General features: G+C 69.4%; 25 protein-coding genes. 5 read left to right on the forward strand and 20 right to left on the reverse strand.

Annotated features, from left to right (window positions below; all coding sequences use genetic code 11):
- The first annotated feature begins 217 nt into the window (after positions 1 to 217).
- Both ACSQ4M_RS00005 and ACSQ4M_RS00010 read left to right on the forward strand, forming a co-directional pair.
- The gene (locus ACSQ4M_RS00005; protein ID WP_436187640.1) at positions 218 to 2,110 is read left to right on the forward strand and encodes an ABC-F family ATP-binding cassette domain-containing protein; all 1,893 of its coding nucleotides are present in this window, start codon (positions 218 to 220) and stop codon (positions 2,108 to 2,110) included.
- Between the two features lie 66 nt (positions 2,111 to 2,176).
- On the forward strand, positions 2,177 to 3,799 hold the full coding sequence (locus ACSQ4M_RS00010; RefSeq protein WP_436187641.1) for a phospholipase D-like domain-containing protein: 1,623 nt from the start codon (positions 2,177 to 2,179) through the stop codon (positions 3,797 to 3,799).
- On the opposite strand, the gene ACSQ4M_RS00015 is transcribed toward ACSQ4M_RS00010, so the two are convergent.
- Genes ACSQ4M_RS00015 through ACSQ4M_RS00045 form a run of 7 tightly spaced genes read right to left on the reverse strand, consistent with a single transcriptional unit; the run spans position 3,800 to position 9,966 of the window.
- Positions 3,800 to 4,891 carry a protein-glutamate methylesterase/protein-glutamine glutaminase gene (locus tag ACSQ4M_RS00015; RefSeq protein WP_436187642.1) on the reverse strand — a complete coding sequence of 364 codons (1,092 nt, stop codon included), beginning with the start codon at positions 4,889 to 4,891 and terminating at the stop codon, positions 3,800 to 3,802.
- Positions 4,892 to 4,902: 11 nt separating this feature from the next.
- Complete coding sequence (cheD, locus tag ACSQ4M_RS00020; protein ID WP_436187643.1) at positions 4,903 to 5,604, reverse strand: chemoreceptor glutamine deamidase CheD; 702 nt, start codon at positions 5,602 to 5,604, stop codon at positions 4,903 to 4,905.
- Entirely contained in the window at positions 5,591 to 6,427 is an 837-nt protein-coding gene (locus tag ACSQ4M_RS00025) for a CheR family methyltransferase (RefSeq protein WP_436187644.1), read from the reverse strand. The genes cheD and ACSQ4M_RS00025 overlap by 14 nt, the downstream gene beginning before the upstream one ends.
- Before the next feature lie 29 nt (positions 6,428 to 6,456).
- Complete coding sequence (locus tag ACSQ4M_RS00030) at positions 6,457 to 6,942, reverse strand: chemotaxis protein CheW (RefSeq protein WP_436187645.1); 486 nt, start codon at positions 6,940 to 6,942, stop codon at positions 6,457 to 6,459.
- Positions 6,943 to 6,953: 11 nt separating this feature from the next.
- Complete coding sequence (locus ACSQ4M_RS00035) at positions 6,954 to 9,098, reverse strand: chemotaxis protein CheW (protein ID WP_436187646.1); 2,145 nt, start codon at positions 9,096 to 9,098, stop codon at positions 6,954 to 6,956.
- An 18-nt stretch (positions 9,099 to 9,116) separates the two neighbouring features.
- A complete protein-coding gene (locus ACSQ4M_RS00040) occupies positions 9,117 to 9,479 on the reverse strand; it encodes a response regulator (RefSeq protein WP_056667547.1) in 363 nt (120 codons plus the stop codon).
- Positions 9,480 to 9,522: 43 nt separating this feature from the next.
- Positions 9,523 to 9,966, reverse strand: coding sequence for a hypothetical protein (locus ACSQ4M_RS00045; protein ID WP_436187647.1), 444 nt, complete (start codon positions 9,964 to 9,966; stop codon positions 9,523 to 9,525).
- 170 nt (positions 9,967 to 10,136) lie between these two features.
- Here ACSQ4M_RS00045 and ACSQ4M_RS00050 point away from each other — a divergent pair, with 170 nt between their 5' ends.
- The 3 genes from ACSQ4M_RS00050 to ACSQ4M_RS00060 are packed head-to-tail and all read left to right on the forward strand — an operon-like array spanning position 10,137 to position 12,855.
- Positions 10,137 to 11,255 carry an ATP-binding protein gene (locus tag ACSQ4M_RS00050; RefSeq protein ID WP_436187648.1) on the forward strand — a complete coding sequence of 373 codons (1,119 nt, stop codon included), beginning with the start codon at positions 10,137 to 10,139 and terminating at the stop codon, positions 11,253 to 11,255.
- Positions 11,252 to 11,881, forward strand: coding sequence for a response regulator (locus ACSQ4M_RS00055; protein ID WP_436187649.1), 630 nt, complete (start codon positions 11,252 to 11,254; stop codon positions 11,879 to 11,881). The genes ACSQ4M_RS00050 and ACSQ4M_RS00055 overlap by 4 nt, the downstream gene beginning before the upstream one ends.
- A gap of 11 nt (positions 11,882 to 11,892) precedes the next feature.
- The gene (locus ACSQ4M_RS00060) at positions 11,893 to 12,855 is read left to right on the forward strand and encodes an aldo/keto reductase (protein ID WP_436187650.1); all 963 of its coding nucleotides are present in this window, start codon (positions 11,893 to 11,895) and stop codon (positions 12,853 to 12,855) included.
- On the opposite strand, the gene alkB is transcribed toward ACSQ4M_RS00060, so the two are convergent.
- The 13 genes from alkB to fliG all read right to left on the reverse strand — a co-directional run bounded on the left by alkB (position 12,843) and on the right by fliG (position 22,797).
- Positions 12,843 to 13,478, reverse strand: coding sequence for a DNA oxidative demethylase AlkB (alkB, locus tag ACSQ4M_RS00065; RefSeq protein ID WP_436193943.1), 636 nt, complete (start codon positions 13,476 to 13,478; stop codon positions 12,843 to 12,845). The genes ACSQ4M_RS00060 and alkB overlap by 13 nt on opposite strands.
- Positions 13,479 to 13,492: 14 nt before the next feature.
- Positions 13,493 to 14,260: a flagellar biosynthetic protein FliR gene (fliR, locus tag ACSQ4M_RS00070; RefSeq protein WP_436187651.1), complete on the reverse strand. Its 768-nt coding sequence runs from the start codon at positions 14,258 to 14,260 to the stop codon at positions 13,493 to 13,495.
- Positions 14,257 to 14,526, reverse strand: coding sequence for a flagellar biosynthesis protein FliQ (gene fliQ / locus ACSQ4M_RS00075; RefSeq protein WP_056667529.1), 270 nt, complete (start codon positions 14,524 to 14,526; stop codon positions 14,257 to 14,259). Before fliQ ends, fliR begins: the two co-directional genes overlap by 4 nt.
- The gene (gene fliP / locus ACSQ4M_RS00080) at positions 14,523 to 15,263 is read right to left on the reverse strand and encodes a flagellar type III secretion system pore protein FliP (protein WP_436187652.1); all 741 of its coding nucleotides are present in this window, start codon (positions 15,261 to 15,263) and stop codon (positions 14,523 to 14,525) included. The genes fliQ and fliP overlap by 4 nt, the downstream gene beginning before the upstream one ends.
- Complete coding sequence (locus tag ACSQ4M_RS00085) at positions 15,260 to 15,598, reverse strand: FliO/MopB family protein (RefSeq protein ID WP_436187653.1); 339 nt, start codon at positions 15,596 to 15,598, stop codon at positions 15,260 to 15,262. The genes fliP and ACSQ4M_RS00085 overlap by 4 nt, the downstream gene beginning before the upstream one ends.
- A 7-nt stretch (positions 15,599 to 15,605) precedes the next feature.
- Positions 15,606 to 16,037: a flagellar motor switch protein FliN gene (fliN, locus tag ACSQ4M_RS00090; RefSeq protein WP_436187654.1), complete on the reverse strand. Its 432-nt coding sequence runs from the start codon at positions 16,035 to 16,037 to the stop codon at positions 15,606 to 15,608.
- The gene (gene fliM, locus ACSQ4M_RS00095) at positions 16,027 to 17,028 is read right to left on the reverse strand and encodes a flagellar motor switch protein FliM (protein WP_436187655.1); all 1,002 of its coding nucleotides are present in this window, start codon (positions 17,026 to 17,028) and stop codon (positions 16,027 to 16,029) included. Before fliM ends, fliN begins: the two co-directional genes overlap by 11 nt.
- 12 nt (positions 17,029 to 17,040) lie before the next feature.
- Positions 17,041 to 17,610 (reverse strand): flagellar basal body-associated FliL family protein, encoded by a 570-nt coding sequence (locus tag ACSQ4M_RS00100; RefSeq protein ID WP_436187656.1) that lies wholly within the window; start codon positions 17,608 to 17,610, stop codon positions 17,041 to 17,043.
- Positions 17,611 to 17,724: 114 nt separating this feature from the next.
- Positions 17,725 to 19,008: a flagellar hook-length control protein FliK gene (locus ACSQ4M_RS00105; protein ID WP_436187657.1), complete on the reverse strand. Its 1,284-nt coding sequence runs from the start codon at positions 19,006 to 19,008 to the stop codon at positions 17,725 to 17,727.
- Complete coding sequence (gene fliJ / locus ACSQ4M_RS00110; RefSeq protein WP_436187658.1) at positions 18,998 to 19,477, reverse strand: flagellar export protein FliJ; 480 nt, start codon at positions 19,475 to 19,477, stop codon at positions 18,998 to 19,000. The genes ACSQ4M_RS00105 and fliJ overlap by 11 nt, the downstream gene beginning before the upstream one ends.
- 194 nt (positions 19,478 to 19,671) lie before the next feature.
- Positions 19,672 to 21,087, reverse strand: coding sequence for a flagellar protein export ATPase FliI (gene fliI, locus ACSQ4M_RS00115; protein ID WP_436187659.1), 1,416 nt, complete (start codon positions 21,085 to 21,087; stop codon positions 19,672 to 19,674).
- Entirely contained in the window at positions 21,080 to 21,802 is a 723-nt protein-coding gene (locus tag ACSQ4M_RS00120; RefSeq protein ID WP_436187660.1) for a FliH/SctL family protein, read from the reverse strand. The genes fliI and ACSQ4M_RS00120 overlap by 8 nt, the downstream gene beginning before the upstream one ends.
- A complete protein-coding gene (fliG, locus tag ACSQ4M_RS00125; protein ID WP_056667499.1) occupies positions 21,802 to 22,797 on the reverse strand; it encodes a flagellar motor switch protein FliG in 996 nt (331 codons plus the stop codon). Before fliG ends, ACSQ4M_RS00120 begins: the two co-directional genes overlap by 1 nt.
- Between the last annotated feature and the right edge of the window lie 4 nt (positions 22,798 to 22,801).

Genomic DNA, 22,801 nt, shown 5'->3' on the forward strand with positions numbered 1-22,801 from the left:
AGATTATGACACGTTTTTAAAAGACCGGTCAACTTTTTCGCTTTTCTTTTTTCAACCCGCCGAACCACTTGGCTCAACCGGTGGATCACAGCGTTTACAGCTGTGATCAGCGAAGCCCACGACTATACAACAACTTGTCTGGCCCCTGCAAAATTTTTTCGACGATGTGCTGCTGCCGCGTGCCGCGAGGTGACGATGCCGGGATAATTTTCACCCTATGGCATTGATCTCTCTCTTGGATGCGCATCTCGCGTTCGGTCACGTTGCACTGCTCGACGGCGCACAGTTCTCCCTCGAAAGCGCCGAGCGCGTGGGGCTCATCGGGCGAAACGGCGCGGGCAAGTCGTCCCTGCTGAAAATTCTCGCGGGCATCGAGAAGCCGGACGACGGCACCATGCATGTGCAGCAAGGCCTGCGGCTGGCGTTCGTCGCCCAGGAGCCCGTGCTGCAGGCCGACGACAGCGTGTTCGCTGCGGCCAGCGCCGGGCTCGCCACGGCGATCGCTGCGCGCGACGCCTACCTGTCTGGCGAGGACGGCATCGATCTGGATGCATTGCAGACGCAGGTCGAGGCCTTCGATGCCTGGAACTGGGAGCAGCGCGTGACCGAGACGCTGCAGCGCCTGCACCTGGATGCCGACGCCCGCGTGGGCGACCTCTCCGGTGGCACGCGCAAGCGCGTGGCGCTGGCGCAGGCGCTCGTCGCGCGCCCGGACGTTCTGTTCCTGGACGAGCCGACCAACCACCTGGACCTCGATTCGATCGCCTGGCTGGAAGAACTGCTGATCGACTTCAAGGGCAGCATCGTGACCATCACGCACGACCGCAGCTTTCTGGACCGCGTCGCCACCCGCATCGTCGAGCTGGACCGTGGCCAGCTGATGTCCTACCCGGGCAACTTCGCCACCTACCAGCGCGACAAGGCAGAGCAAGCGGCACAGGAAGCTGTGATCAACGCCAAGGCCGACAAGCTGCTCGCGCAGGAAGAGGTCTGGGTGCGCAAAGGCGTGGAAGCGCGGCGCACGCGCAGCCAGAGCCGCATCGGCCGGCTTGAGGCCTTGCGCGCGTCCCGCGCGGCGCGGCGCGACGCGGTGGGCCGTGTGCGCATGGACCTGGCCACCGGCCAGAGCAGCGGCAAGATCGTCGCCGAGCTGACCGAAGTCGGCCTGTCGTTCGGCGAACGCCGCATCGTCCAGGACTTCACCGCCACCATCCTGCGCGGCGACAAGGTCGGCCTGCTGGGCGCCAACGGCGCCGGCAAGACCACGCTGCTCAAGCTGATCCTGGGCGAGCTGGAGCCCGACAAGGGCAGCGTGCGCCGCGGCAGCAACCTGGAAGTGGCCTACTTCGACCAGATGCGCAATGCGATCGACCTGGACGCCACGCTAGAGGACTTCATCAGCCCCGGCAGCGAATGGATCGAGATCGGCAACCAGCGCAAGCACGTCAAGAGCTACCTGGGCGATTTCCTGTTCTCGCCGGCCCGCGCCAACTCCCCTGTCCGCTCGCTCTCTGGCGGCGAGCGCAACCGCCTGCTGCTGGCCCGGCTGTTCGCGCGCCCGGCCAACGTGCTGGTGCTCGACGAGCCGACCAACGACCTGGACATCGACACGCTGGAACTGCTCGAGGAACTGCTGCAGGACTACCCCGGCACCGTGTTCCTGGTCAGCCATGACCGCGCCTTCGTCGACAACGTGGTGACCAGCATCATCGCCCACGAGCCCACGCCGCAGCAGCCGGCGCGCTGGCGTGAGTACGAAGGCTCGGTGCAGGATTGGCTGGACCAGTCGCGCCGCGTGCGCGCCCATGAGGCCGCCACCGCGACCGCACCAGAGCCCGCCGCGGCCCCCAAGCCCAGTTCCCCCCCCGCCGCGGCAGCGCCGACGCGCCGCAAGCTCAGCTACAAGGAGCAACGCGAGCTGGAGACACTGCCTGCCCGCATCGCCGCGCTGGAAGCCGAACAGAAACAGATCGATGCCGAACTCGACGGCGGCGCCCTCTACGCCACCAACGGCGCGCGCGCCACTGAACTGGCCCGGCGCCACAGTACGCTGGACGACGAGCTGCTGCAAGCCATGGAGCGCTGGGAACTCCTCGACCAGGCGGGCTGAGCCCACAATGGCGCAGCGGCTGCGCCTACAGACACCGCGTCGGCGCATGGCTACCTTCATGGCGCCATGCCGCAGTCCAGCCGCCTCCAGCCTCAGCCCTCCCAGTTCTCGGTCCTGCGGCTGCTCATCGCGTGGGTGGCGCTGTGCCTCACCGCCTGCGCCAGCCTGCCGTCCGAGGTGCCGCGCCCCGTCTCCCACGCCCTGCAACAGGCCGACGACACACGCCTGGGCCGCAGTGTGGCCGAGCACATCGCCCGCACCAGCCAACGCCACGCCTCGGGCTTTCGGCTGCTGGGCGGAACCGAAGCCGCGTACACCAGCCGGCTCAGCCTGATCGACGCAGCCGACAAGACGCTGGACCTGCAGTACTACGCCATCCTCGCAGACCCCAGCACCGGCCAGCTGCTGCAGCGCCTGCGCGAGGCGGCCGCGCGCGGCGTGCGCGTGCGCATCCTGCTGGACGACTTCAACACCACGGGCGCCAACGCGCAGGTGCTGCGGCTGGCCTTCGTTCCCAACATCGAGGTCCGGCTGTACAACCCGCTGCCCGGTTCGCGGCGCTCGCTCGCCGGCCGGCTGCTGGGGTCGCTGGGCAACATCGAACAGGCCCAGCGGCGCATGCACAACAAGGCCTTCATCGCCGACAACACCGTGGGCATCACGGGCGGGCGCAACCTCGGCGACGCCTACTTCGGCCAGGGTGAAGAGAGCAACTTCATCGACCTCGACGTGCTGGCCGCCGGTCGCATCGTGCGCACCATGTCGGCCAGCTTCGACGCCTACTGGAACAACGAACTCGCCTACCCCGTGCAATCGTTGCTGAGCCCCGCCGAACTCGACGCGCTCAAGAAGCCCGACGATCCGCTCGACCAGCCCGATACTGCCCCCGGCGCATCGCCGCTGGACCTCTCACCCGCGCGGCTGACTTGGGCCCCCTCGCTGCTGCTCGTGGACAAGGCCGACAAGATCGCCTCCGAACAGGAAGGCCAGGACGACACCGTCGTCGATGGCCTGCTGCGCCTGATGGCGGCCACGCGCGAAGACCTGTTCATCGTCTCGCCCTACTTCGTCCCCGGCGAGCCCATGATGGACGTGTTCGCGCAACTGCGCCGCGCCGGCGTGCGGGTGCGTGTGCTGACCAATTCGCTGGCCGCCACCGATGCTCCGTTGGCCCATGTGGGCTACGCGCGCTACCGCAAGCGCCTGCTGGAAATGGGTGTGGAGCTCTACGAGATGCGGGCCGAGCTCGGCGCGGGCGACTCGGTGCTGACCGGCGGCTCGGCCGGCATGGCGCGCGTGGCGCGCCGTGGCTCCGAAAGCAGCCCGCCGCGCCAACCCGGCGCGGGCGGCAGCGTCGGCACCTCGCGCGCGAGCCTGCACGCCAAGACCCTGGTGCTGGACCACAGCCTGCTGGTGGTCGGCTCGATGAACCTGGACCTGCGCTCGCAGCTGCAGAACAGCGAGATCGCGCTGCTGATCCGCAGCGGCACGCTCGCCCGCCAGGCCGAAGACATGGCCAAGCCCGTACTGGAACAGGACGCCTACCGCGTGGCGCTCGAAGACGGCCGGCTGGTCTGGCATGCGCCGGACGGTCCACCCATCCGCACCCGCTTCGAGCCCGATGCGGGCCTGGGCATGCAGTGGCTGCTCAAGCTGATCGGCCCGCTGGCGCCCGACGCGATGCTCTGATCAGATGCGGTGGTGCAGCCGGTCGGTGGCACTGCCCAGCTTGGCCAGCAGGGCCGGTGCGATCTGCGTCAAAGGCAGCACCTCGTCCACGGCGCCATGGGCGATCGCCTCCTTGGGCATGCCGAACACCACGCAGCTGGCCTCGTCCTGGGCGTAGTTGTAGCTGCCCTTGTCGCGCATCTCGCGCATGGCACGCGCGCCGTCGTTGCCCATGCCGGTCAGCATGATGCCGTAGGCATTGCGGCCCACCAGCGCAGCCGCCGATAGGAACAGCACCTCCACCGAAGGCCGGTGCCGGTTCACCGGTGGCGCATCCTCCACCACCGCCACATAGTTGGCCCCGCTGCGTTCGATGCGGAACTGCCTGCCGCCCGGCGCGATGTAGGCATGGCCTGGCAGGATGCGCTCGCCGTGCTGCGCCTCCTTCACGGTGATGCGGCACAGCCCGTTCAGCCGCGTCGCGAAGCTGGTCGTGAAACCCGGCGGCATGTGCTGCGTGATGACGATGGCTGGCGCATCGGCCGGCATGGCCACCAGGACTTCCCGGATCGCCTCGGTGCCGCCCGTGGAGGCACCGATGCAGATCAGCTTTTCGGTCGACACGCGGCCCAGCAGGCCGCTGCGCGGCGCCGGGCTGGCCGGCGCCGCAGTGCCGGCCGACGCTGGAACCACCGGCGCCGGCTTGCGGAACTTGGCGACCGAGGCCACACGCACCTTCTCGACGATCTCGCCCGCCAACTCCTGCAGGCCGGTGGCCAGGCCGATGCGCGGCTTGGCCACGAAGTCGACCGCGCCCAGCTCCAGCGCGCGCAGTGTCACCTCGGCACCCTGCGCCGTCAGCGTGGACACCATCACCACCGGCATGGGCCGCAAGCGCATCAGCCGGCCCAGGAAGTCGATGCCGTCCATGCGCGGCATTTCGATGTCCAGCGTCACCACATCGGGGTTGAGCTCGCGGATCATCTCGCGCGCCACCAGCGGGTCGTTGGCCGCGCCCACGCAGGTCATGTCGGGCTGGCGGTTGATGATCTCCGTCAGCAGGCTTCGCACCAGCGCCGAATCGTCCACCACCAGAACACGGATCTTTGCCATCTCGAAACTCTTCAGAACAGGTCCACGGAGCCGCCCGCGTTGGACTTGGCCACGGTGGCGGCATTGCCGTTCTTCTCGTGGATCTCGATCTGCTCCGGATGGGCATGGGCCAGCCGCTTGACCATGGCCTTGCCCGTCTCCGGGAAGAAGCAGACCTTGCGCGGGTAGATGTCCAGCACGTCCTGCGACAGCAGCGGGATGCGCTCGGTCTGCAGGTAGTCCACCACGAACTTGGTGTTGCGCTCGCCCACGTTCATGGTCGTGAAGTTGGCCATCACCTGAGCGCCGCCGAAGATCTTGGCCTGCAGCGATTCGCGCCGCGCACCGCTCTTGAGCAGCTCGTTGATCAAGAGCTCCATCGCGTAGGAGCCGTAGCGGCCGAAGCCGTCCTCGCCACCGCCCTCGGGCAGCATGAAGTGGTTCATGCCGCCGATGCGCGCACGCGAATCCCACAGGCAGGCCGAGATGCACGAGCCCAGCACCGTCATCATCACGATGTCGTCGCCCGAGACGAAGTACTCGCCCGGCAGCACCTTCACGGCGTTGTACTGGAAGTGGTGGTCCAGGTAGAAGAAGGAAGCCTCGCCCGGCTTGCGCGGCGCGCTCTTGAGCTGCTGCAGCGACACCGCCCCAGGCCCGCTGCGCGCCGCGGGGGCGGCGATGGGCGGCGCCGCACGGCGGCCACCGAGGGAGCCTGTCTCAGCGACGCTCATATGCGGTCTTTCCCTTGAGCGTGAACAGGTCACGCGACTCGCTGAAATTCTCGGCATGGCCCACGAACAGCAGGCCGCCCGGCTTCATCACGCGGTGGATGCGCTCCAGCACCTGGCGCTGCGTCGGCGCGTCGAAATAGATCATCACGTTGCGGCAGAACACCACGTCGAAGGGCTCGCGGAACGGCCAGTCGTTGCGGATCAGGTTCACGGGCAGGAACTCGACCGCCTTGATCAGCTCGGGCCGCACGCGCACCAGGCCCTCGTTGCTGCCCTTGCCCCGCAGGAAGAAGCGCTGCAGCCGCTCCTGGCTCACGCCCTTGAGCGATTCGAGCCGGTACACGCCGCGCTGCGCCGTGGCCAGCACCTTGGAATCGATGTCGCTGGCCCACAGGCCGAAGCCAGTGGCCCCGCCCAGCGCCTCCATCGCCGTCATGACGATGGAATACGGCTCCTCGCCGGTCGAGGCCGCGCTGCACCAGATGCGCCAGCCGCTGCCGGCCGGCCGGTGTTGGCGCAGGTGCTGGTCCAGCAACACGAAATGGTGCTGCTCGCGGAAGAAGGCCGTGAGGTTGGTGGTCAGCGCGTTGACGAACTCCTGCCATTCGGCGCCGTCGTCGCGCTCCAGCCAGCTCAGGTAGTCGTCGAAGCTGTCGTAGCCGGTGTCGCGCAGGCGGCGCGACAGCCGGCTATAGACCATGGCGTGCTTGCCGTCGTGCAGGGAGATGCCGGCACGCTGGTAGATCAGGCGCTGCACGCGCGTGAAGTCCGCCTGGGTCCAGGCGAACTCGCGGCCCACCGAAGCATCCTGACCGGTTGCCATGACAGCCGCCATGGTGTGCGCGGCGCGGCTCAGGCCGCGACCAGCCCCATGTCCACGCCGGACATCAGGCGCTCGATGTCCAGCAGGATCAGCATGCGCTCGCTGAGTGCGCCCAGGCCGACGATGCAGTTCGCGTCCACCGAGGTCTCCACCTCCGGCGCCGGGCGGATCTGGTCGGCCTGCAGCTGCAGCACGTCGCTGACCGAGTCCACCACGATGCCCACGATGCGCGCGCGCAGATGCAGGATGATGACCACCGTGAAGCTGTTGTACTCGGCCTGCGAGCAGTTGAACTTCAGCCGCATGTCGACGATGGGCACGATGGTGCCGCGCAGGTTCACCACGCCCTTGAGGAAGGACGGCGCATGCGCGATGCGCGTGGGCTGCTCGTAGCCGCGGATCTCCTGCACCTTCAGGATGTCGATGCCGTATTCCTCCTGGCCGAGCCGGAAGGTCAGGTACTCGCCCGCCACCGTTGCGTTCGCGCCGTCGCTCTGTTCCAGAACTGCTGCCATGCCAATCCCCGTCAATGCCGCGTGCGGCGCACCAGTGCGCCAATGTCAAGAATGAGGGCGACCTTGCCGTCGCCCAGGATGGTGGCGCCCGAGACGTTCGCCACCTTGCGGTAGTTGGATTCCAGGTTCTTCACCACCACCTGGTGCTGGCCCAGCAACTCGGACACCAGCAGCGCGGCCCGGCTGCCCTCGGACTCCACCACCACCATGATGCCGCTGCCGCCGTTGTCGGTCGAAGGCGGCACCTGGAACAGGCGCTCCAGCTCGATCACGGGCATGAACTCGTCACGCACCTTGACCAGCTGCGCGCCCTGCGCCACCGTGCTCACGGCGTCGTCCTGCACCTGGAAGGACTCCACCACCGCCGACAGCGGCAGGATGTAGACCTCGTCGCCCACGCGCACCGACATGCCGTCCATGATGGCCAGCGTCAGCGGCAACCGCACCGAGACCTTCATGCCGCGGCCGAAGTCCGAATCGATGTCCACCGTGCCGCCCAGGGCCGCGATGTTGCGCTTGACCACGTCCATGCCCACGCCGCGGCCCGACACATCGGTCACCACCTCGGCGGTGGAGAAGCCCGGCGCGAAGATGAGCTGCCAGACCTCGCTGTCGGGCATGCTGTCGGACACCGCCAGGCCGCGCTCGCGCGCCTTGGACAGGATCTTCTCGCGCGACAGGCCCTTGCCGTCGTCGCGCACCTCGATCACGATGGAGCCGCCCTGGTGCGAGGCCGCCAGCGTGATCGTGCCGTGCTCCGGCTTGCCGGCGGCCAGGCGGTCGGCCGGCATCTCGATGCCGTGGTCGCAGCTGTTGCGCACCAGATGGGTCAGCGGGTCGGTGATCTTCTCCACCAGACCCTTGTCCAGCTCGGTCGCCTCGCCCTGCGTGACGAAGTCCACCTTCTTGCCCAGCTTGTTGGCCAGGTCGCGCAGCATGCGCGGGAAGCGGTTGAAGACAAAGGACATCGGGATCATGCGGATCGACATCACCGATTCCTGCAGATCACGCGTGTTGCGGTCCAGGTCGGCCAGGCCGGCGAACAGCTGCTGGTGCAGCGCCGGCTCCAGTGCCCGGCTGTTCTGCGCCAGCATGGCCTGGGTGATGACGAGTTCGCCCACCAGGTTGATGATCTGGTCGACCTTGCTGACGGCCACGCGGATCGAGGTCGCCTCCAGCGAAGACTGGCTGGCCGCGCCAGCCGCGGCAGCCGGCGCTGCGGCAGCCACGCGGGCCGGGGCCGCAGCGGACGGCGCCGGGGCGGGCAGCTCCTGGAAGAAGCCGAAGCTCTCGCTCTCAGGCACCGGCGCGCTCGCTGGCCGGCCCTGCGCTGCAGCCTGGTCCAGCGCGGCGGCGCGTGCCTCCTCGGCGGCCAGCGGATCTTCCGAAGGCGCTGCGCCCTCTTCACGGATGTCCACCAGTTCCTTGGCCACGTGGAAGACGAACAGATCGAGCAGGTCCTCGTTGGACGAACTGGTCGTCACGTCGTAGCTGCGGCGGTCCGGCTGCGCGCTGTCCAGCGGCGTCATCGTGCCCAGGCCGGGGATGTCGCGGAACAGATCCTGCAGCGCATCGGCCAGTTCGGGCTGCGGCAGCGGTCCGATGTGGATCTTCAGGCGGCGCACGCCGGGCGGCAGCGGCTCCGCAGCCACCACGGGGGCAGGTGCCGGCGCGGCGACGGGCGCCGGTGCGGGAGCCGGCGCAGGTGCAGGTGCCGCCGCCACAGGCGCATGGCCCGCGGCCAGATCGGCAATGCGCTGCACCAGCCCGGCCGTCGGCGGCACCTCGCCCTGGCCACCGTTCTGGTGGCGCGCGAGCAGGCTGCGCGAGGCGTCGGCCGACTCCAGCAGCACGTCCACCATCTGCGGCACGGGCGTGATCTCATGGCGGCGCAGCTTGTCCAGCAACGACTCCATGTGGTGTGTGAGTTCGGTCACGTCGCGGAAACCGAAGGTCGCCGCGCCGCCCTTGATCGAGTGGGCGCAGCGGAAGATGCCGTTCAGCGCCTCGTCGTCGGCCTGCGAGAGGTCCAGCCCGACCAGCATCTGCTCCATCTGGTCCAGGTTCTCACCGGCCTCCTCGAAGAAGATCTCGTAGAACTGGCTCAGATCGAAGTCGGCGCCACCGCCTCCGGCTTCCTGGGTGTGTTCAGCCATGCAAGCTCCTCGCGGCGGTCAGCGGATGACTTTCTGGATGACTTCGATCAGGCGCGCCGGATCGAAGGGCTTGACCAGCCAGCCGGTGGCCCCGGCCGAACGGCCGGCCTGCTTCATCTGGTCGCTCGATTCAGTGGTCAGGATCAGGATGGGCACGGTCTTGAATTTGGGGTTCTCGCGCAGCTTGCGCGTCAGGCCCAGGCCGTCCAGCCGGGGCATGTTCTGGTCGGCCAGTACCAGGTCGATGGACTGGGCCTGGGCTTTCTCGTAGGCGTCCTGGCCGTCCACAGCCTCCACCACGTTGTAGCCGGCCCCGGTCAGGGTGAACGACACCATCTTGCGCATGGAAGGCGAGTCGTCTACGGCGAGGATCGAATGCATTGGAAGAACTCCGGGCGAGGTAGGCAGTGTGTGCAAGGAGAGGTCAGAACAGCTCGATCGAACCAGCGTCCATCTCGCTCTGGGTGACGGGGTTGGGGCGGCCGTTGGTCGGGGCGCCGAACGGTGCGGCAGGCTCCTCCTCGGGGCCCTCCCCCATGGATTCGGCGGCCAGCTTGTAGGCGCAGCCCTGCAGCACCTTGGTGGTGTGGGCAATCAGTTGCGAAGCCATGTCCTGGAACTGCAGCTCGGTCACAGCGTCGCGCAGCGTGCCGCGCACCTGCCCCAGGGCCTCGTGGTGCTGCGGCTCCGCCAAGGCGCTGTGCACCTTGTCGAAGCGCTCCATCAGGTTGTCCATGGTGTGGGCCAGCAGGCTGTCCAGCCGTTGCAGGTCGTGCATCACGACCATCAGCGAGTCCTGCAGGTCGGCCACGACCATGACCGGCAGCTGCACTGCCGGTGTCTGGGACTGGTCTGACTCTGCCGACATGGGTGTCTCCATAACACGGGAGAAGCTGCATTACTGAGCGAATGTTTGCCTGATATTAGTGCGGTTTGGGGACAGGCTCACCAAATGTGTAGGATGGGGCGACGAAGTGCAGCGCCGGGGAGACAGGCGTTGCGTACCGTACAGCTCCCATCACCGCCGCAAGCCCGTCCATGGCCGACAACGCCACCCCTGCTCCGATCCGGGTCCTGCACCTGGAAGACTCCGAAATCGACCACCAGCTCGTGGCCCTGACGCTGCGCAAGCATGGCATGGCCTTCGCCATGGAGCGCGTGGAAACGCTGGAGGACTTCGCGCTGCGCCTGGGGCAGGCCCGCTTCGACGTGGTCCTGGCCGACTACCACCTGGCCGGCTTCACCGCGCTGGACGCCTGGGCCCTGCTGCGCGCGCGCGCGCAGCGCCCGCCCTTCGTGCTGCTGTCGGGGGCCATCGGCGAGGCCGCCGCGGTGGAGGCCATCCGCATCGGTCTGTCGGACTACGTGCTCAAGGACCACATCGGCAAGCTGCCGCACGTGATCATGCGCGCCATCGAGGTCTGGCAGGCGCGCCAGGACCAGGCCCGGGCCGACGCCGAGCTGGCGGACTCCGAGCGCCGCCTGGCCGCGCTGACCGAGCACCTGCAGACCTCCATCGAGCAGGAGCGCGCGGCGATCGCGCGCGAGGTGCACGACGACATCGGCGGCTCGCTCGCCGCGATCCGGCTCGACCTGGCCTGGATCGCCCGCCACAGCCAGCAGGACGCCGCGATGCAGGCCCACACCCAGGCCGCCAGCGAGATGCTGCAGCACGCGCTGGAGGCCAGCCAACGCATCATGATGAACCTGCGCCCTCCCATCCTCGACCAGGGCCTGGTGGCCGCCATCGGCTGGCTGGCCGAGGCCTTCGAGCGCCGCACCGGCGTGGCCACCGTGCTGGCCGCCCCGCCGGCCGGCGTGGACATCGACAAGACCCTGGCGCTGGTGGCCTACCGCACGGCGCAGGAGGCGCTGACCAATGCCGCCAAGTACGCCGAGTGCAGCCGCGTGGCGATCGACCTGTCCGACGGCGAAGGCGTGCTGACGCTGGAGGTCAGCGACAACGGCCGCGGCATCGCGCCCGAGGCGCTGGCCAAGCCGCGGTCCTTCGGGCTGCGCGGCCTGTCCGAGCGCGCCAAGACGGTGGGCGGCTGGCTCGACATCTCCAGCCGGCCCGGCGCCGGCACCACCATCGTCCTGTCCATCCCGCTGGACGCCGCGGCGGCCGAGCGCCTGACCCAAGGAGAGTCCGCATGATCCGCGTCGTGCTCTGCGACGACCACGCCGTGGTGCGCCGCGGCATCCGCGACACACTGGCCGAGGCCGTCGACATCCAGGTCGTGGGCGAGGCGTCCAGCTACGCCGAGGTGCGCGAGCAGCTGCGCAAGACTCCCTGCGACGTGCTGGTGCTGGACCTCAACATGCCCGGCCGCGGCGGCATGGAGGTACTGTCCAGTCTGGGCGAGTCCGGCGCCACCGTGAAGGTGCTGGTGGTCTCCATGTACCCGGAGGACCAGTACGCGCTGCGCTGCCTGCGCGCCGGTGCCAAGGGCTACCTCAGCAAGGCCGGCGACCCCGAGGAACTGGTGCGCGGCGTGCGCACCGTGGCCCAGGGCCGCAACTACGTGACGCCCGAGGTCGCGCAGATGCTGGTGGACAGCCTGGCCAAGCCGGCACAGGAATCGCTGCACGCCGCGCTGTCCGAGCGCGAGCTGCAGACGGTGGTCAAGATCGCCAGCGGCAAGCGCCTGTCGGACATCGCCGAGGAGCTCATGCTGAGCCCCAAGACCGTGAGCGTTTACCGCACCCGCGCACTCGAGAAACTCAACCTCGGCAACAACGCCGAACTGACCGTCTACGCCATCCGCAACGGCCTCGTCTGAAGGAATCGTCCATGCAACTGCGTCCCCTGGGTGCCACCGGCATCGCCATCGCCCCCGTCGTCTTCGGCGGCAACGTGTTCGGCTGGACCATCGACGAGGCCACCAGCTTCTCGGCGCTCGACGCCTTCGTCGACCACGGCTTCAACGCCATCGACACGGCCGACGTGTACTCGCGCTGGGCCGCCGGCAACCAGGGCGGCGAATCCGAGACCATCCTCGGCAAATGGCTCAAGGCCCGCCCGAGCCGGCGCGACCAGGTCGTGCTGTTCACCAAGGTCGGCTCCGACATGGGCCAGGGCAAGCGCAGCCTGGCCGCCGACTGGATCGCCCGCGCCGTGGAAGATTCGCTGCGCCGCCTGGGCGTGGAGCGCATCGACCTGTATTTCTCGCACTGGCCCGACCCGGACACCCCGCACGAAGAAACGCTGGACGCCTACGCCAGACTGCAGGCCGCCGGCAAGGTGCGCGCCATCGGCGCGTCGAACTACAGCGCGCAGCAGTTGGGCGACGCGCTGGCCGTGGCGCGCAGCCAGGGCCTGCCCGCCTACCAGGTGCTGCAGCCCGAATACAACCTGGCGGACCGCCCCTCCTACGAAGGCCCGCTGCGCGACCTGTGCGTGCGCGAGGGCCTGGGCGTGGTCACCTACTACAGCCTGGCCTCGGGCTTCCTGTCGGGCAAGTACCGCAGCGAGGCCGACCTGGCCGGCAGCGCACGCAGCCGAGGGGTGGCCAAGTACCTCAACGCGCGCGGCACGGCCATCCTGAAGGCGCTCGACGCTGTGGCCGAAGCGCACAGCGCCACGCCGGCCGAGGTCGCGCTGGCCTGGCTGATCGCGCGCGAGGGTGTGACCGCGCCGATCGCCAGCGCCACCAGCGTGCGCCAGGTCGAAAGCTTTGCCAAGGCTGCCGGGCTGCAACTCGCGGCGGCAGAGATCGCCGCACTCGACGCGGCCAGCGCGCCTCAGCCGGCCTGACGCAGCGTCAGGTTGATGCGTTCCGCGCCCAGCACGGGGTGCGGCAGGTCCTTGAGCGGCAGCACGCCGTGAAAGCGCAGGCGATCCACCCCGCCCCAAACCACCACGTCGCCATGCTGCAGCGGTACGCGCGCCGCCTTGTCGGCACGCACGAGGCCGCCGAACAGGAACACCGCCGGCATGCCCAGCGAGACCGAGACGATGGGCGCGCGGTGGTCGCGCTCGTCTCTGTCCTGGTGCAGCGACAGCCGCGTACCGGGCCGGTAGTGGTTGACCAGGCAGGCATCGGGCGCATAGCCCGCGAAGCCGGTGGCCGCCGCAGCCGCCAGCGCCAGTTCGGCGAAGGCCGCCGGCATCGCCGGCCAGGGCAGACCGCTCAGGGGATCGGTAGCGCTGTAGCGGTAGCCGCGCCGGTCCGACACCCAGCCCAGCGCGCCGCAGTTGGTGTTGGCCACCGACATGGCCAGCCCGCCCGGTGTCACCATGTGCCGCGGCGGCGCGGCGCGCTCGACCTCGGCCAGCGCGGCCAGCAGCCGGTCCACCCATGGCAGCGCGAAGCCGCGCAGCACGCGGGCCTCCCGCCCCAGCACCACGACGCCCTGCTGCGCCGGTTCGTCGAACAGCGCGCCCTGGGCCACTAGCGCGGCCCGAACAGCGCGATGGTGCGCTCCATCAGCGCCATCATGGGCTGGTCCATGAGCGGCAGCGTCGCCGCGATGCCGATCAGCCCCATCACCAGCGTGACCGGAAAGCCCACGGCGAAGACGTTCATCTGCGGCGCCACGCGCGAGACGATGCCCAGCGTGAGGTTGACGAACAGCAGCAGGCCAATCATGGGCAGCGCGATCCACAGCGCGCTGGCAAAGATCTCGCGGCCCAGACCGTGCATCTGCAGCCGCGCCAGCGAGTCGAGGAAGTTGCCGTCGGCCGGGAAGGCCTCGAAGCTGCGGACCACGGCCATCAGCACCATCAGGTGGCCATTGACCACGATGAACAGCAGCATGGAGATGGTGCCCATGAAGCGCGAGACGGCGCTGACCTGCGCGTTGCTGGCCGGGTCGAAGAAGGCCGCAAAGTTCAGGCCCATCTGCAGGCCCACGAGTTCGCCGGCCAACTCCACGGCCGTGAACACCAGCCGCACCGCAAAGCCGATGGCCAGGCCGATGCCGACCTGTTGCACCACCGCACCCAGCGCCTGCGGACTGTTGATGCCAATGATGGGCTGGCCCACCAGGGTGGGCTGGGCGGCCACGGCGATCAGGAAGGCCAGCGCCACGCGCGCGCGCATGGGCACGGCGCGCATGGAAAAGATCGGCATGGCCGTGAACAGCGCCAGCACGCGCAGGAAGGGCCACAGGATCGGCGAGATCCAGGCCACCAGCTGCGCTTCGCTGAAAGTGATCACTGTGGAAGCTGGGGAATCATCTCGATCATGCGCCGGACGTAGTCCACCAGCGTGGTCAGCATCCAGGGCCCGGCCAGGGCCAGCACCAGCAGCGCCGCGATGAGCTTGGGCACGAAGGACAGTGTGGCCTCGTGGATCTGCGTGATGGCCTGGAAGATGCTGATCACCAGCCCCACCACGAGCACGATGGCCAGCACCGGGGCCGACACCATGAGCAGCAGCGTCAGCGCCTCCTGGCCGAGCGTGAGGACGAATTGCGGGCTCATCTGGCGAACGAGGAAGCGAGTGAGCCGATCAACAGGTTCCAGCCGTCGGCCAGCACGAAGACCATGAGCTTGAACGGCAAGGCCACCAGCACCGGCGACAGCATCATCATGCCCAGCGACATCAGCACACTGGCCACCACGATGTCGATGACCAGGAACGGGATGAAGATCATGAAACCGATCTGGAACGCCGACTTGAGCTCGCTCGTCACGAAGGCCGGCACCAGCACGCGCAGCGGCGCGGTCTCGGCCGTCACGGACGCATCGAGCTGCGCCAGCCGCGCGAACAGCGAGAAGTCGGACTGGCGCGTCTGCTTGAGCATGAACTCGCGCATCGGCGCCTCGCCGCGGGCCACCGCCTGCTCGAAGTTCAGGGTGTTGTTGGTGTAGGGCACATAGGCCTCCTGGTACACCTTGTCCAGCGTCGGCCCCATCACGAACAGCGTGAGGAACAGCGACAGGCCGACGACGACCTGGTTGGGCGGCGCCGACTGCGTGCCCAGCGCCTGGCGCAGCAGCGACAGCACGATCACGATGCGCGTGAAGCCCGTCATCATGAGCAGGACGGCCGGCAGGAAGGACAGCGCCGTGAAGAACAGCAGCGTCTGGATCGGCACCGAGTAGCTGCTGCCGCCCGGCCCGCTGCCGATGATGAGCGGCAGCGTCGCGTTGTTCTGCGCCAGCGCCGGCCCGGCCAGCAGGGCCAGCCCGGCCAGCCCGGCCAGGCGCGGGTTCACGGCTTGACCTCCGGCGCGGGAGCCGGCGTGGCCTCGGCCTTCACCAGCGCGCCGGCGAAGTCCGGCGCACCGGCTGGCATGCTGTGCAGCAGGTTGACCGACTGCGCCGTCACGCCCAGCACCAGCCAGGTGCGCGCACCGGGCGGGCCCACCTCCACCGTCACCACGCGCTGCTGCGGCCCCACGGCCAGCGCGCCGACCAGGCGCGAGGCCGGGCCGGCGGCGGCCATGCCGCCCTGCACGCGCCGCTGCAGCCACTTGACAGCCCAGGGCAGCGTGCACAGCGCGGCCACGAACAGGGCCACGACCAGCAGGGTCTGCGAAGAAATCGACATCTGGGAGTCAACCGCCGCGGCTGACGCGGCGCAGGCGTTCGGAGGGCGTCACCACGTCGGTCAGGCGGATGCCGAACTTGTCGTTCACGACCACCACCTCGCCCTGGGCGATCAGGTAGCCGTTGACCAGCACGTCCATGGGCTCGCCGGCCAGTGCGTCGAGCTCCACCACCGAGCCCTGCGCGAGCTGCAGGATGTACTTGATCGGCACCTTCACGCGCCCCAGTTCCACCGACAGGGTGACCGGGATGTCCAGCACCATGTTGATGTCCTGCATGGTGCCGTCCTTGTTGAAGGCCTGGCGCGGCGCGGCCTCGGCCCCGGACAGAGGGCCACCCTGCTCGGGGTCGGGCGCGGTGGCTTTCTGCTCCTCCAGCGCCTCGGCCCAGGCGGCCATCGGATCTTCTTCGGTGTTGTCTTTGGGATCTTCAGTGGCCATGGCGGTCCTCCGGATGGATGTCGTTGCCGCGCAGGCATTCCTCGATGCGGATCGCGTACTTGGCGTTGTGCGTGCCGTATTGGCACTCGAAGATGGGCACGCCGCCGATGGTGGCGGTGATGCTGGGCTGGCGCTCCAGTTCGATGAAATCGCCCGGCTTCATGGCCAGCAGCTGCTCCACCGTGGCGTCGGCCCGGGCCAGCTCGGCCACCAGCGTGACCTCGGCCGACTGAATCTCGCGCGACAGCACCGAGACCCAGCGCCGGTCGACCTCGACCGAGTCGCCCTGGGTGGACGAATACAGCACGTCGCGGATCGGCTCCAGCGTGGAGTAGGGGATGCAGACATGGATCACGCCGGCGATGTCGCCGATCTCCAGCTGGAACGCGGTGGACACCACGATCTCGCTGGGCGTGGCGATGTTGGCGAACTGCGGCTGCATCTCCGAGCGCTGGTAGTCCAGCTCCAGCGGATAGATGCCGTGCCAGGCCTTCTTGTACTCGCCAGCGATCACGTCCAGCAGCCGGTTGATCACGCGCTGCTCGGTGGCCGAGAACTCGCGGCCCTCGATGCGGGTGTGGTACTTGCCGGCGCCGCCGTACAGCGTGTCGATCACGCCGAACACCAGCGAGGGCTCGCACACCACCAGGCCACTGCCGCGCAGCGGGCGGACGGCCATGATGTTGAAGTTGGTGGGCACGGCCAGCTCGCGCAGGAAGGCGCTGTAGCGCTGCACGGTCACGGTGCCGACCGAGATCTCGGGGCTGCGGCGGATCAGGTTGAACAGGCCGACGCGGAAGTTGCGCGCAAAGCGCTCGTTCACGATCTCCATGGTCGGCATGCGGCCACGGACGATGCGTTCCTGGCTGGAGATGTCGTAGTTGCGGATCTCGCCGGTCTCGACGACCTCCTCGACATCCTTCTGGCTCTCGCCGGTCACGCCCTCCAGCAGGGCATCGACCTCTTCCTGCGAAAGGAACGACTCACTCATGGCGTGGCCCCATCACTGGATGATGAAACTGGAGAAGAGCACGCGGTAGATCGGGTTGAACGCGGCCGGGCGCGGGCGCTTGCGCGGCTTGCCTTCCTGGGCCGGTGGCTCGTCCTCTTCGACCTCGTAGCCCAGCGGCGCGGAGGCTTCGCGCAGGATGTCGTGGGCGAGCTTCTCCTTGCCGTCGCGCGTGAGCAGCTCTTCCGAGGTGCGCTGCGACACCAGCATCAGCACCGAACTGCGGATGCCGGGCAGGTGCGCCTTGACCTGGTCGGAGGTCTTCTGGTCCATGAGCTCCAGCGTCACGCCGACCTGGGCGAACTTCTCACCGCCGGCATCGGCCAGGTTCACCACCATGTTCTCCAGCGGCAGGTAGACGGGCGGTGCCGCCTCCTTGCCCTTCTTGGCATGGGCGGCAGGCGCTGGGGTGGCGTCGGCCTCTTCCTCGTCGGCATGGCCGCGGCCCAGCAGCATCCAGGCCGCGCCAGCCACGGCCAGCAACAGGACGGCCACGACACCCAGGATCAGGGGCTTCTTGCCCTTGGGCTTGGGTGCGGCGTCGGCGGCAGCAGGAGCGGACACGGCGGTTTCCTTTGTCTTCGGGGCTGGGATCGGTTCTGGCCGGATTATTGACCCGGATCGACAGACCGATCAGCGGATTAGGCTGGGAAAACAGGCATATATGCCCCGCCTTCTTCAGACATAGAGGTCCAGCGCACCCGCGGGCCGGCGCGGCCCGGCCGCCACGGCCACGGTCTCTGTGGCTGGCGCGGGCTGCGCGGCCGGCTGGCGTGCGCCCTGCCCGCCGGCTTGCGTTCCCGCCTCGCCACGGCCGTCGTGCGCGCCGTGCGCACCGACCGACACGCCGGACAACACCAGGCCCTGGGCGCCGAGCAGGTCGCGCAGCTGGTCCACGGTGCCGGCCAGCATGTCGCGCGTGGCGGCGTGCTCGGCGCGGAACTGCACCTGGGCTTCGTTGCCGTCCAGCGCGATGCGCACCTGCACCGGCTCGCTGGTGCCCACCGTCAGCTCGGCGCTGCGCACGCCCTGGCTGGCCCAATGGCGCAGCTGATCGGCCAGTTGCCGGTCGAACGCCGCATCGGGCTGCGCCGAGGCGTCCAGGTTGGCCAGCGTCGCGTCGTACTGCACGGTGGGCGTGAAATCCGGCGCGGCCCAGCCGGCAGCGCCATGGGAGCCGCCGTGCTGGCCCGTGCCATCGCCGGCGGCTTCCTGCCCGCCACGGCGGGCGCCGCCACCGGCGCCCAGACCGACCACTTCCGGCACCAGCGCCTGGACGTCGGCACGCACGGGGCCTGACAGGGCCCGCTCGGCCCGGGCCGGCTCGCGCATCTCGCGCGGCTGGCCGGCCCATGCGGCGACCGGGGGGGGCTGCCGCGAGCCCGGTTCGGGTGCCGCCTGCTCGCGTGCAGCGAGGTGCTGCTGGAGCTGCTCGAACACGCTGGCGTACTGCGGTGCCAGGCGCGGATCGGCCACGGCGGCGGTGCCCGGCGCGGCCTGGCCACCGACCGGTGCCCCCTGCGCTACCTGCGCTATCTGCGTTGCCTGCGCTGCCTGGCGCTCGCCCGCGCCGCTGGTCTTGCCGTCCTCGGGCTGCACCACCAGCGGGGTGGCGGTGGCCTCGGCCGCCACCGCGGCGGATGGCGGCTGCGCCAGCCCGGGGGTGGCCGGGGCCGGCATCGGCGCCGGCACGGGCAGCAACAGGGCCAGGGCCGCCGCATCCGCTGGGGCTGGCAGCGCGTCGGCATCGCGCCGGCCGCGCTGGCCCTCGGGCTGGGCTGCGCCAGGCAAGCAGCCAGCGGCATCGCCCTCGGCCAGGCCCAGGCTGTCTTCCAGGGCCGACATCAGGGCCAGGAAGTCGCCACCGGCCGCGGCCTGCGCTGCGGCCTTGGCGCCCGCGCCGGTCCGCTGCGCCGCGGCGGCGCCCGCGTGGCCGGCCGCCGCTCCTTTTTCAATGCCCATGTTCTTCCTCCTCGGCCTGCTGGCGCCGCGTCAGGGCGTGGCGCACGGCGGCCATTTCATCGGTCTGCCGCTGGTCGCGGCGTGTCTGTACCAGGGCCATGGCCTCTTCCTTGCGGCGCACCGCCTGGCGCAGCGTCGCCACGCGCAACTCGGCCTGCAGCAGCGCCTGGCGGGCCATCTCTTCGCGGCGCAGCTGCTCGGCCACGGCACGGCGCTGCATGGCGATGGCTTCGTCCAGCCGCGCCATGAAGCGGTGGTGGTGCAGCATGAGTTCGGGCAGCGCGCTGATGCGGGCCTGCGATTCCCAGCGCTGCTCGGTCTCCTGGGCGTAGCCGCTCAGTTGCGCGAGCTGCTGCTCGGCCGCGACGCGGCGCTGCTGGGCCTGGCCCAGGGCCTGGCTGGCGGCATCGCGCCGGCGCTCGGCCAGCTCGATGGCCAGGGCCAGGGTCTTGAGCAGTTGCTTGGACATTTCAGTTGTCCACGGCGCTGGCGCGCCACCCGCAGGACACGAAACCGGCTCGCAAGCAGCGGTTCAGAAGGCCGCGGAGCAGGCCATGCCAGCGCAGCCGCGGAACTGGCTCTGCCAGGCCGCCGGGTGCGCCCCCTTGAGGGGGGATGGGACTTCTACACGAAGTGAGAAGTCCAAACGGGAGTGGTTTCATTTCACGCCCCTTCGGGATCGAGCGCCATCGCCATCTGGCGCACGCTCTGCTGCATCGGCGAGCAGGCGAACATGTCCTGCTGCAGGAACTCGGCCATGCCGGGCGCCAGCCGCACGGCCTCGTCGAGCTGCGGGTCGGCACCGGGTGCGTAGGCGCCGATCTGCACCAGGTCGCGGCCCTTCTGGTAGCGCGAGTAGACGGCGCGGAAATGCCGCGCCAGCAGGAAATGCTCCTGGCTCACCACGTTGTGCATCACCCGCGAGGCCGACTGCTCGATGTCGATGGCCGGGTAATGGCCGGATTCGGCCAGCGCGCGCGACAGCACGATGTGTCCGTCCAGGATGGCGCGCGCGGCATCGGCGATCGGGTCCTGCTGGTCGTCGCCCTCGGACAGCACGGTGTAGAAGGCCGTGATCGAGCCATGGCCGTCCTTGCCGTTGCCGCTGCGCTCCACCAGGCCCGGCAGCTTGGCGAAGCAGGAGGGTGGGTAGCCCTTGGTGGCGGGTGGCTCGCCGATGGCCAGTGCGATCTCGCGCTGGGCCATCGCGTAGCGCGTCAGCGAATCCATGAGCAGCAGCACATGCTTGCCCTGGTCGCGGAAGTACTCGGCCACGGCGGTGGCATACGCCGCGCCCTGCATGCGCAGCAGCGGCGGCGCGTCCGACGGCGCGGCCACCACCACCGAACGCGCGCGGCCGTCCTCGCCCAGGATGTCCTCGACGAATTCCTTCACCTCGCGGCCGCGCTCGCCGATCAGGCCGACCACGATCACATCGGCCGCGGTGTAGCGCGCCATCATGCCCAGCAGCACGCTCTTGCCCACGCCGGAGCCGGCGAACAGGCCCAGGCGCTGGCCGCGGCCCACGGTCAGCATGGCGTTGATGGCGCGCACGCCGGTGTCCAGCGCCGTGCGCACGGGGTCTCGGTCCATGGCGTTGATGGGCTGGCGGTCCATCGGCAGGGCCCGCACATCCCGCACCGGCCCCTGGTGGTCCATGGGCAGGCCCTGGGCATCGACCACGCGGCCCAGCAGCCCTTCGCCCAGCGGCAGGCGCAGCACACCTTCGGCCGGCGGAGCGGCGCCGTCGGGCAGGTCGCCCAGGCGCGGCACGGGCACATAGGGCGGTGCCGGCGTGACGCTGGCGCCGCGCGACAGGCCGTGCACGTCGCCGGCCGGCATCAGGAAGGCGCGTTCGCCCGCGAAACCCACGACCTCGGCCAGCACCGGCGCCTGGCCCGGCATCTGGATGTGGACCTGCGAGCCGACCGGCACGCGCACACCCGTGGCCTCCAGCACCAGGCCCGCCAGCCGCGTGAGCGTGCCGCGCACCTCCAGCGTGGTGCCGGCGCGCACGCGCGCCAGGGCCGTGTCCAGCAGGCCGTCCCAGGCGGCGGTGGGCGCCTCGGCTTCAGGCATCGCCGCTCTCCTGCTGCCAGGGCGCGTCCAGCCCCAGCTGGGCCAGCGCACGGCGCCAGCGCGCCGGCAGCCGCCCGTCGACCACGGTGCCCGCGGCCTCCACCAGACAACCGCCGCGCTCCAGCTGCGCGTCGGCGATCCAGTTCACCTGCAGCGCCGCATGCTCCTCGCGCAGCGCGGCCTCCACCACAGCGAGGTCCTCGGGGTTCAGCGTCACGGTGGCCGCCTTGTGCTCGGCCCCCAGCAGCGCCAGCGCCTCGCGCACCACGGGCAGCACGGCATCGGGCTGCACGGCCAGCTCACGGCGCACGATCTGGCGCGCCAGCTCGGCGGCCAGATCCAGCACCTGGCGTGCCTGGCGCTGCTCGCCCTCCGCCAGCCGTTGCTGCAGCTGCTGCACCACGGCCGCCAGCTGGGCCGCGTTCTCGCGCCCCTGGCCGCCGACATAGGCGTCCAGCTGCTCATGGCCCACGCGTGCCGCATCGGCATGGCCGCTGGCATAGCCGGCGGCATGGCCGGCGTCGTAGGCGCGCTGCAGGCGGGCTTCCTCCGGCTCGGGCTCGGGTTCGGGTTGCGGCTCAGGCAACTCCGCTTCCAGCAGCGGCTCCGGTTCGGGCTCCGGCCCGCCCAGGCGGCCGAATTTCCAGGCCGCGACCGCGCCGATTTCCTCGCCCGGGATGAAGCGGGTGTACATGCGGTGGCGGGCCGTGGACATCAGATCAACGCGTCATCGCCGCCGCCCGCGAGGACGATCTGGCCCTCGTCGGCCAGCCGGCGCACGGTCTTCAAGATTTCCTTCTGCTGCGCCTCGACCTCGGACAGGCGCATCGGGCCGCGCGATTCCAGGTCTTCGCGCATGGACTCGGCGGCGCGGCTGGACATGTTGGACAGGATCTTCTCCTTGAGCTCGGGCGCGGCCCCCTTGAGCGCGGCGATGAGCGCATCGGACTGCACTTCCTTGAGCATGACCTGCATGGACTTGTTGTCCAGGTTCAGCAGGTCGTCGAACACGAACATCTTGTCCATGATCTTCTGCGCCAGGTCCGGGTCGTGGCCGCGGATGGATTCGATGACCGTGCTCTCCAGGTTGGTGCCCAGGAAGTTGATGATCTCCGCCGCCGCCTTGACGCCACCCAGCGAGGACTTGCGGATCTTGTCGCCGCCGGCCAGCACCTTGAACAGCACCTCGTTGAGGTCCTTCAGCGCGGTGGGCTGGATGCCCTCCAGCGTGGCCACGCGCAGCAGCACGTCGTTGCGCAGGCGCTCGGTCAGGTGCTTGAGCACGCCGGACGCCTGCTCGTGGTCCAGGTGCACGATGATGGCGGCGACGATCTGCGGGTGCTCGTTGCGCAGCAGCTCGGCCACCGACAGCGGGTCCATCCACTTCAGGCTCTCGATGCCGGAGATGTCGCCGCCCTGCAGGATGCGGTCGATCAGCAGCGAAGCCTTGTCGTCGCCCAGCGCACGGCGCAGCACGTTCTTCACGTAGTCGCCAGTGTCGGACACCAAGAGGCTCTGTCGGCTGGCGGTCTCGGTGAACTTGCTGACCACCGCCTCCACGCGTTCGCGCGGCACGGTGCGGGTGCGGGCGATGGTCTCGCCCAGGCGTTGCACCTCCTTGGGCGAAAGGTGCTTGAACACCTCGGCCGCTTCCTCCTCGCCCAGCGACATCAGAAAGATGGCGGCGTCGGTCAGACCTTCTTCATCCATGTTC

The sequence above is a fragment of the Pseudorhodoferax sp. LjRoot39 genome (assembly GCF_964253035.1).
In the GTDB taxonomy this organism is placed as follows: Bacteria; Pseudomonadota; Gammaproteobacteria; order Burkholderiales; family Burkholderiaceae_C; genus Pseudorhodoferax.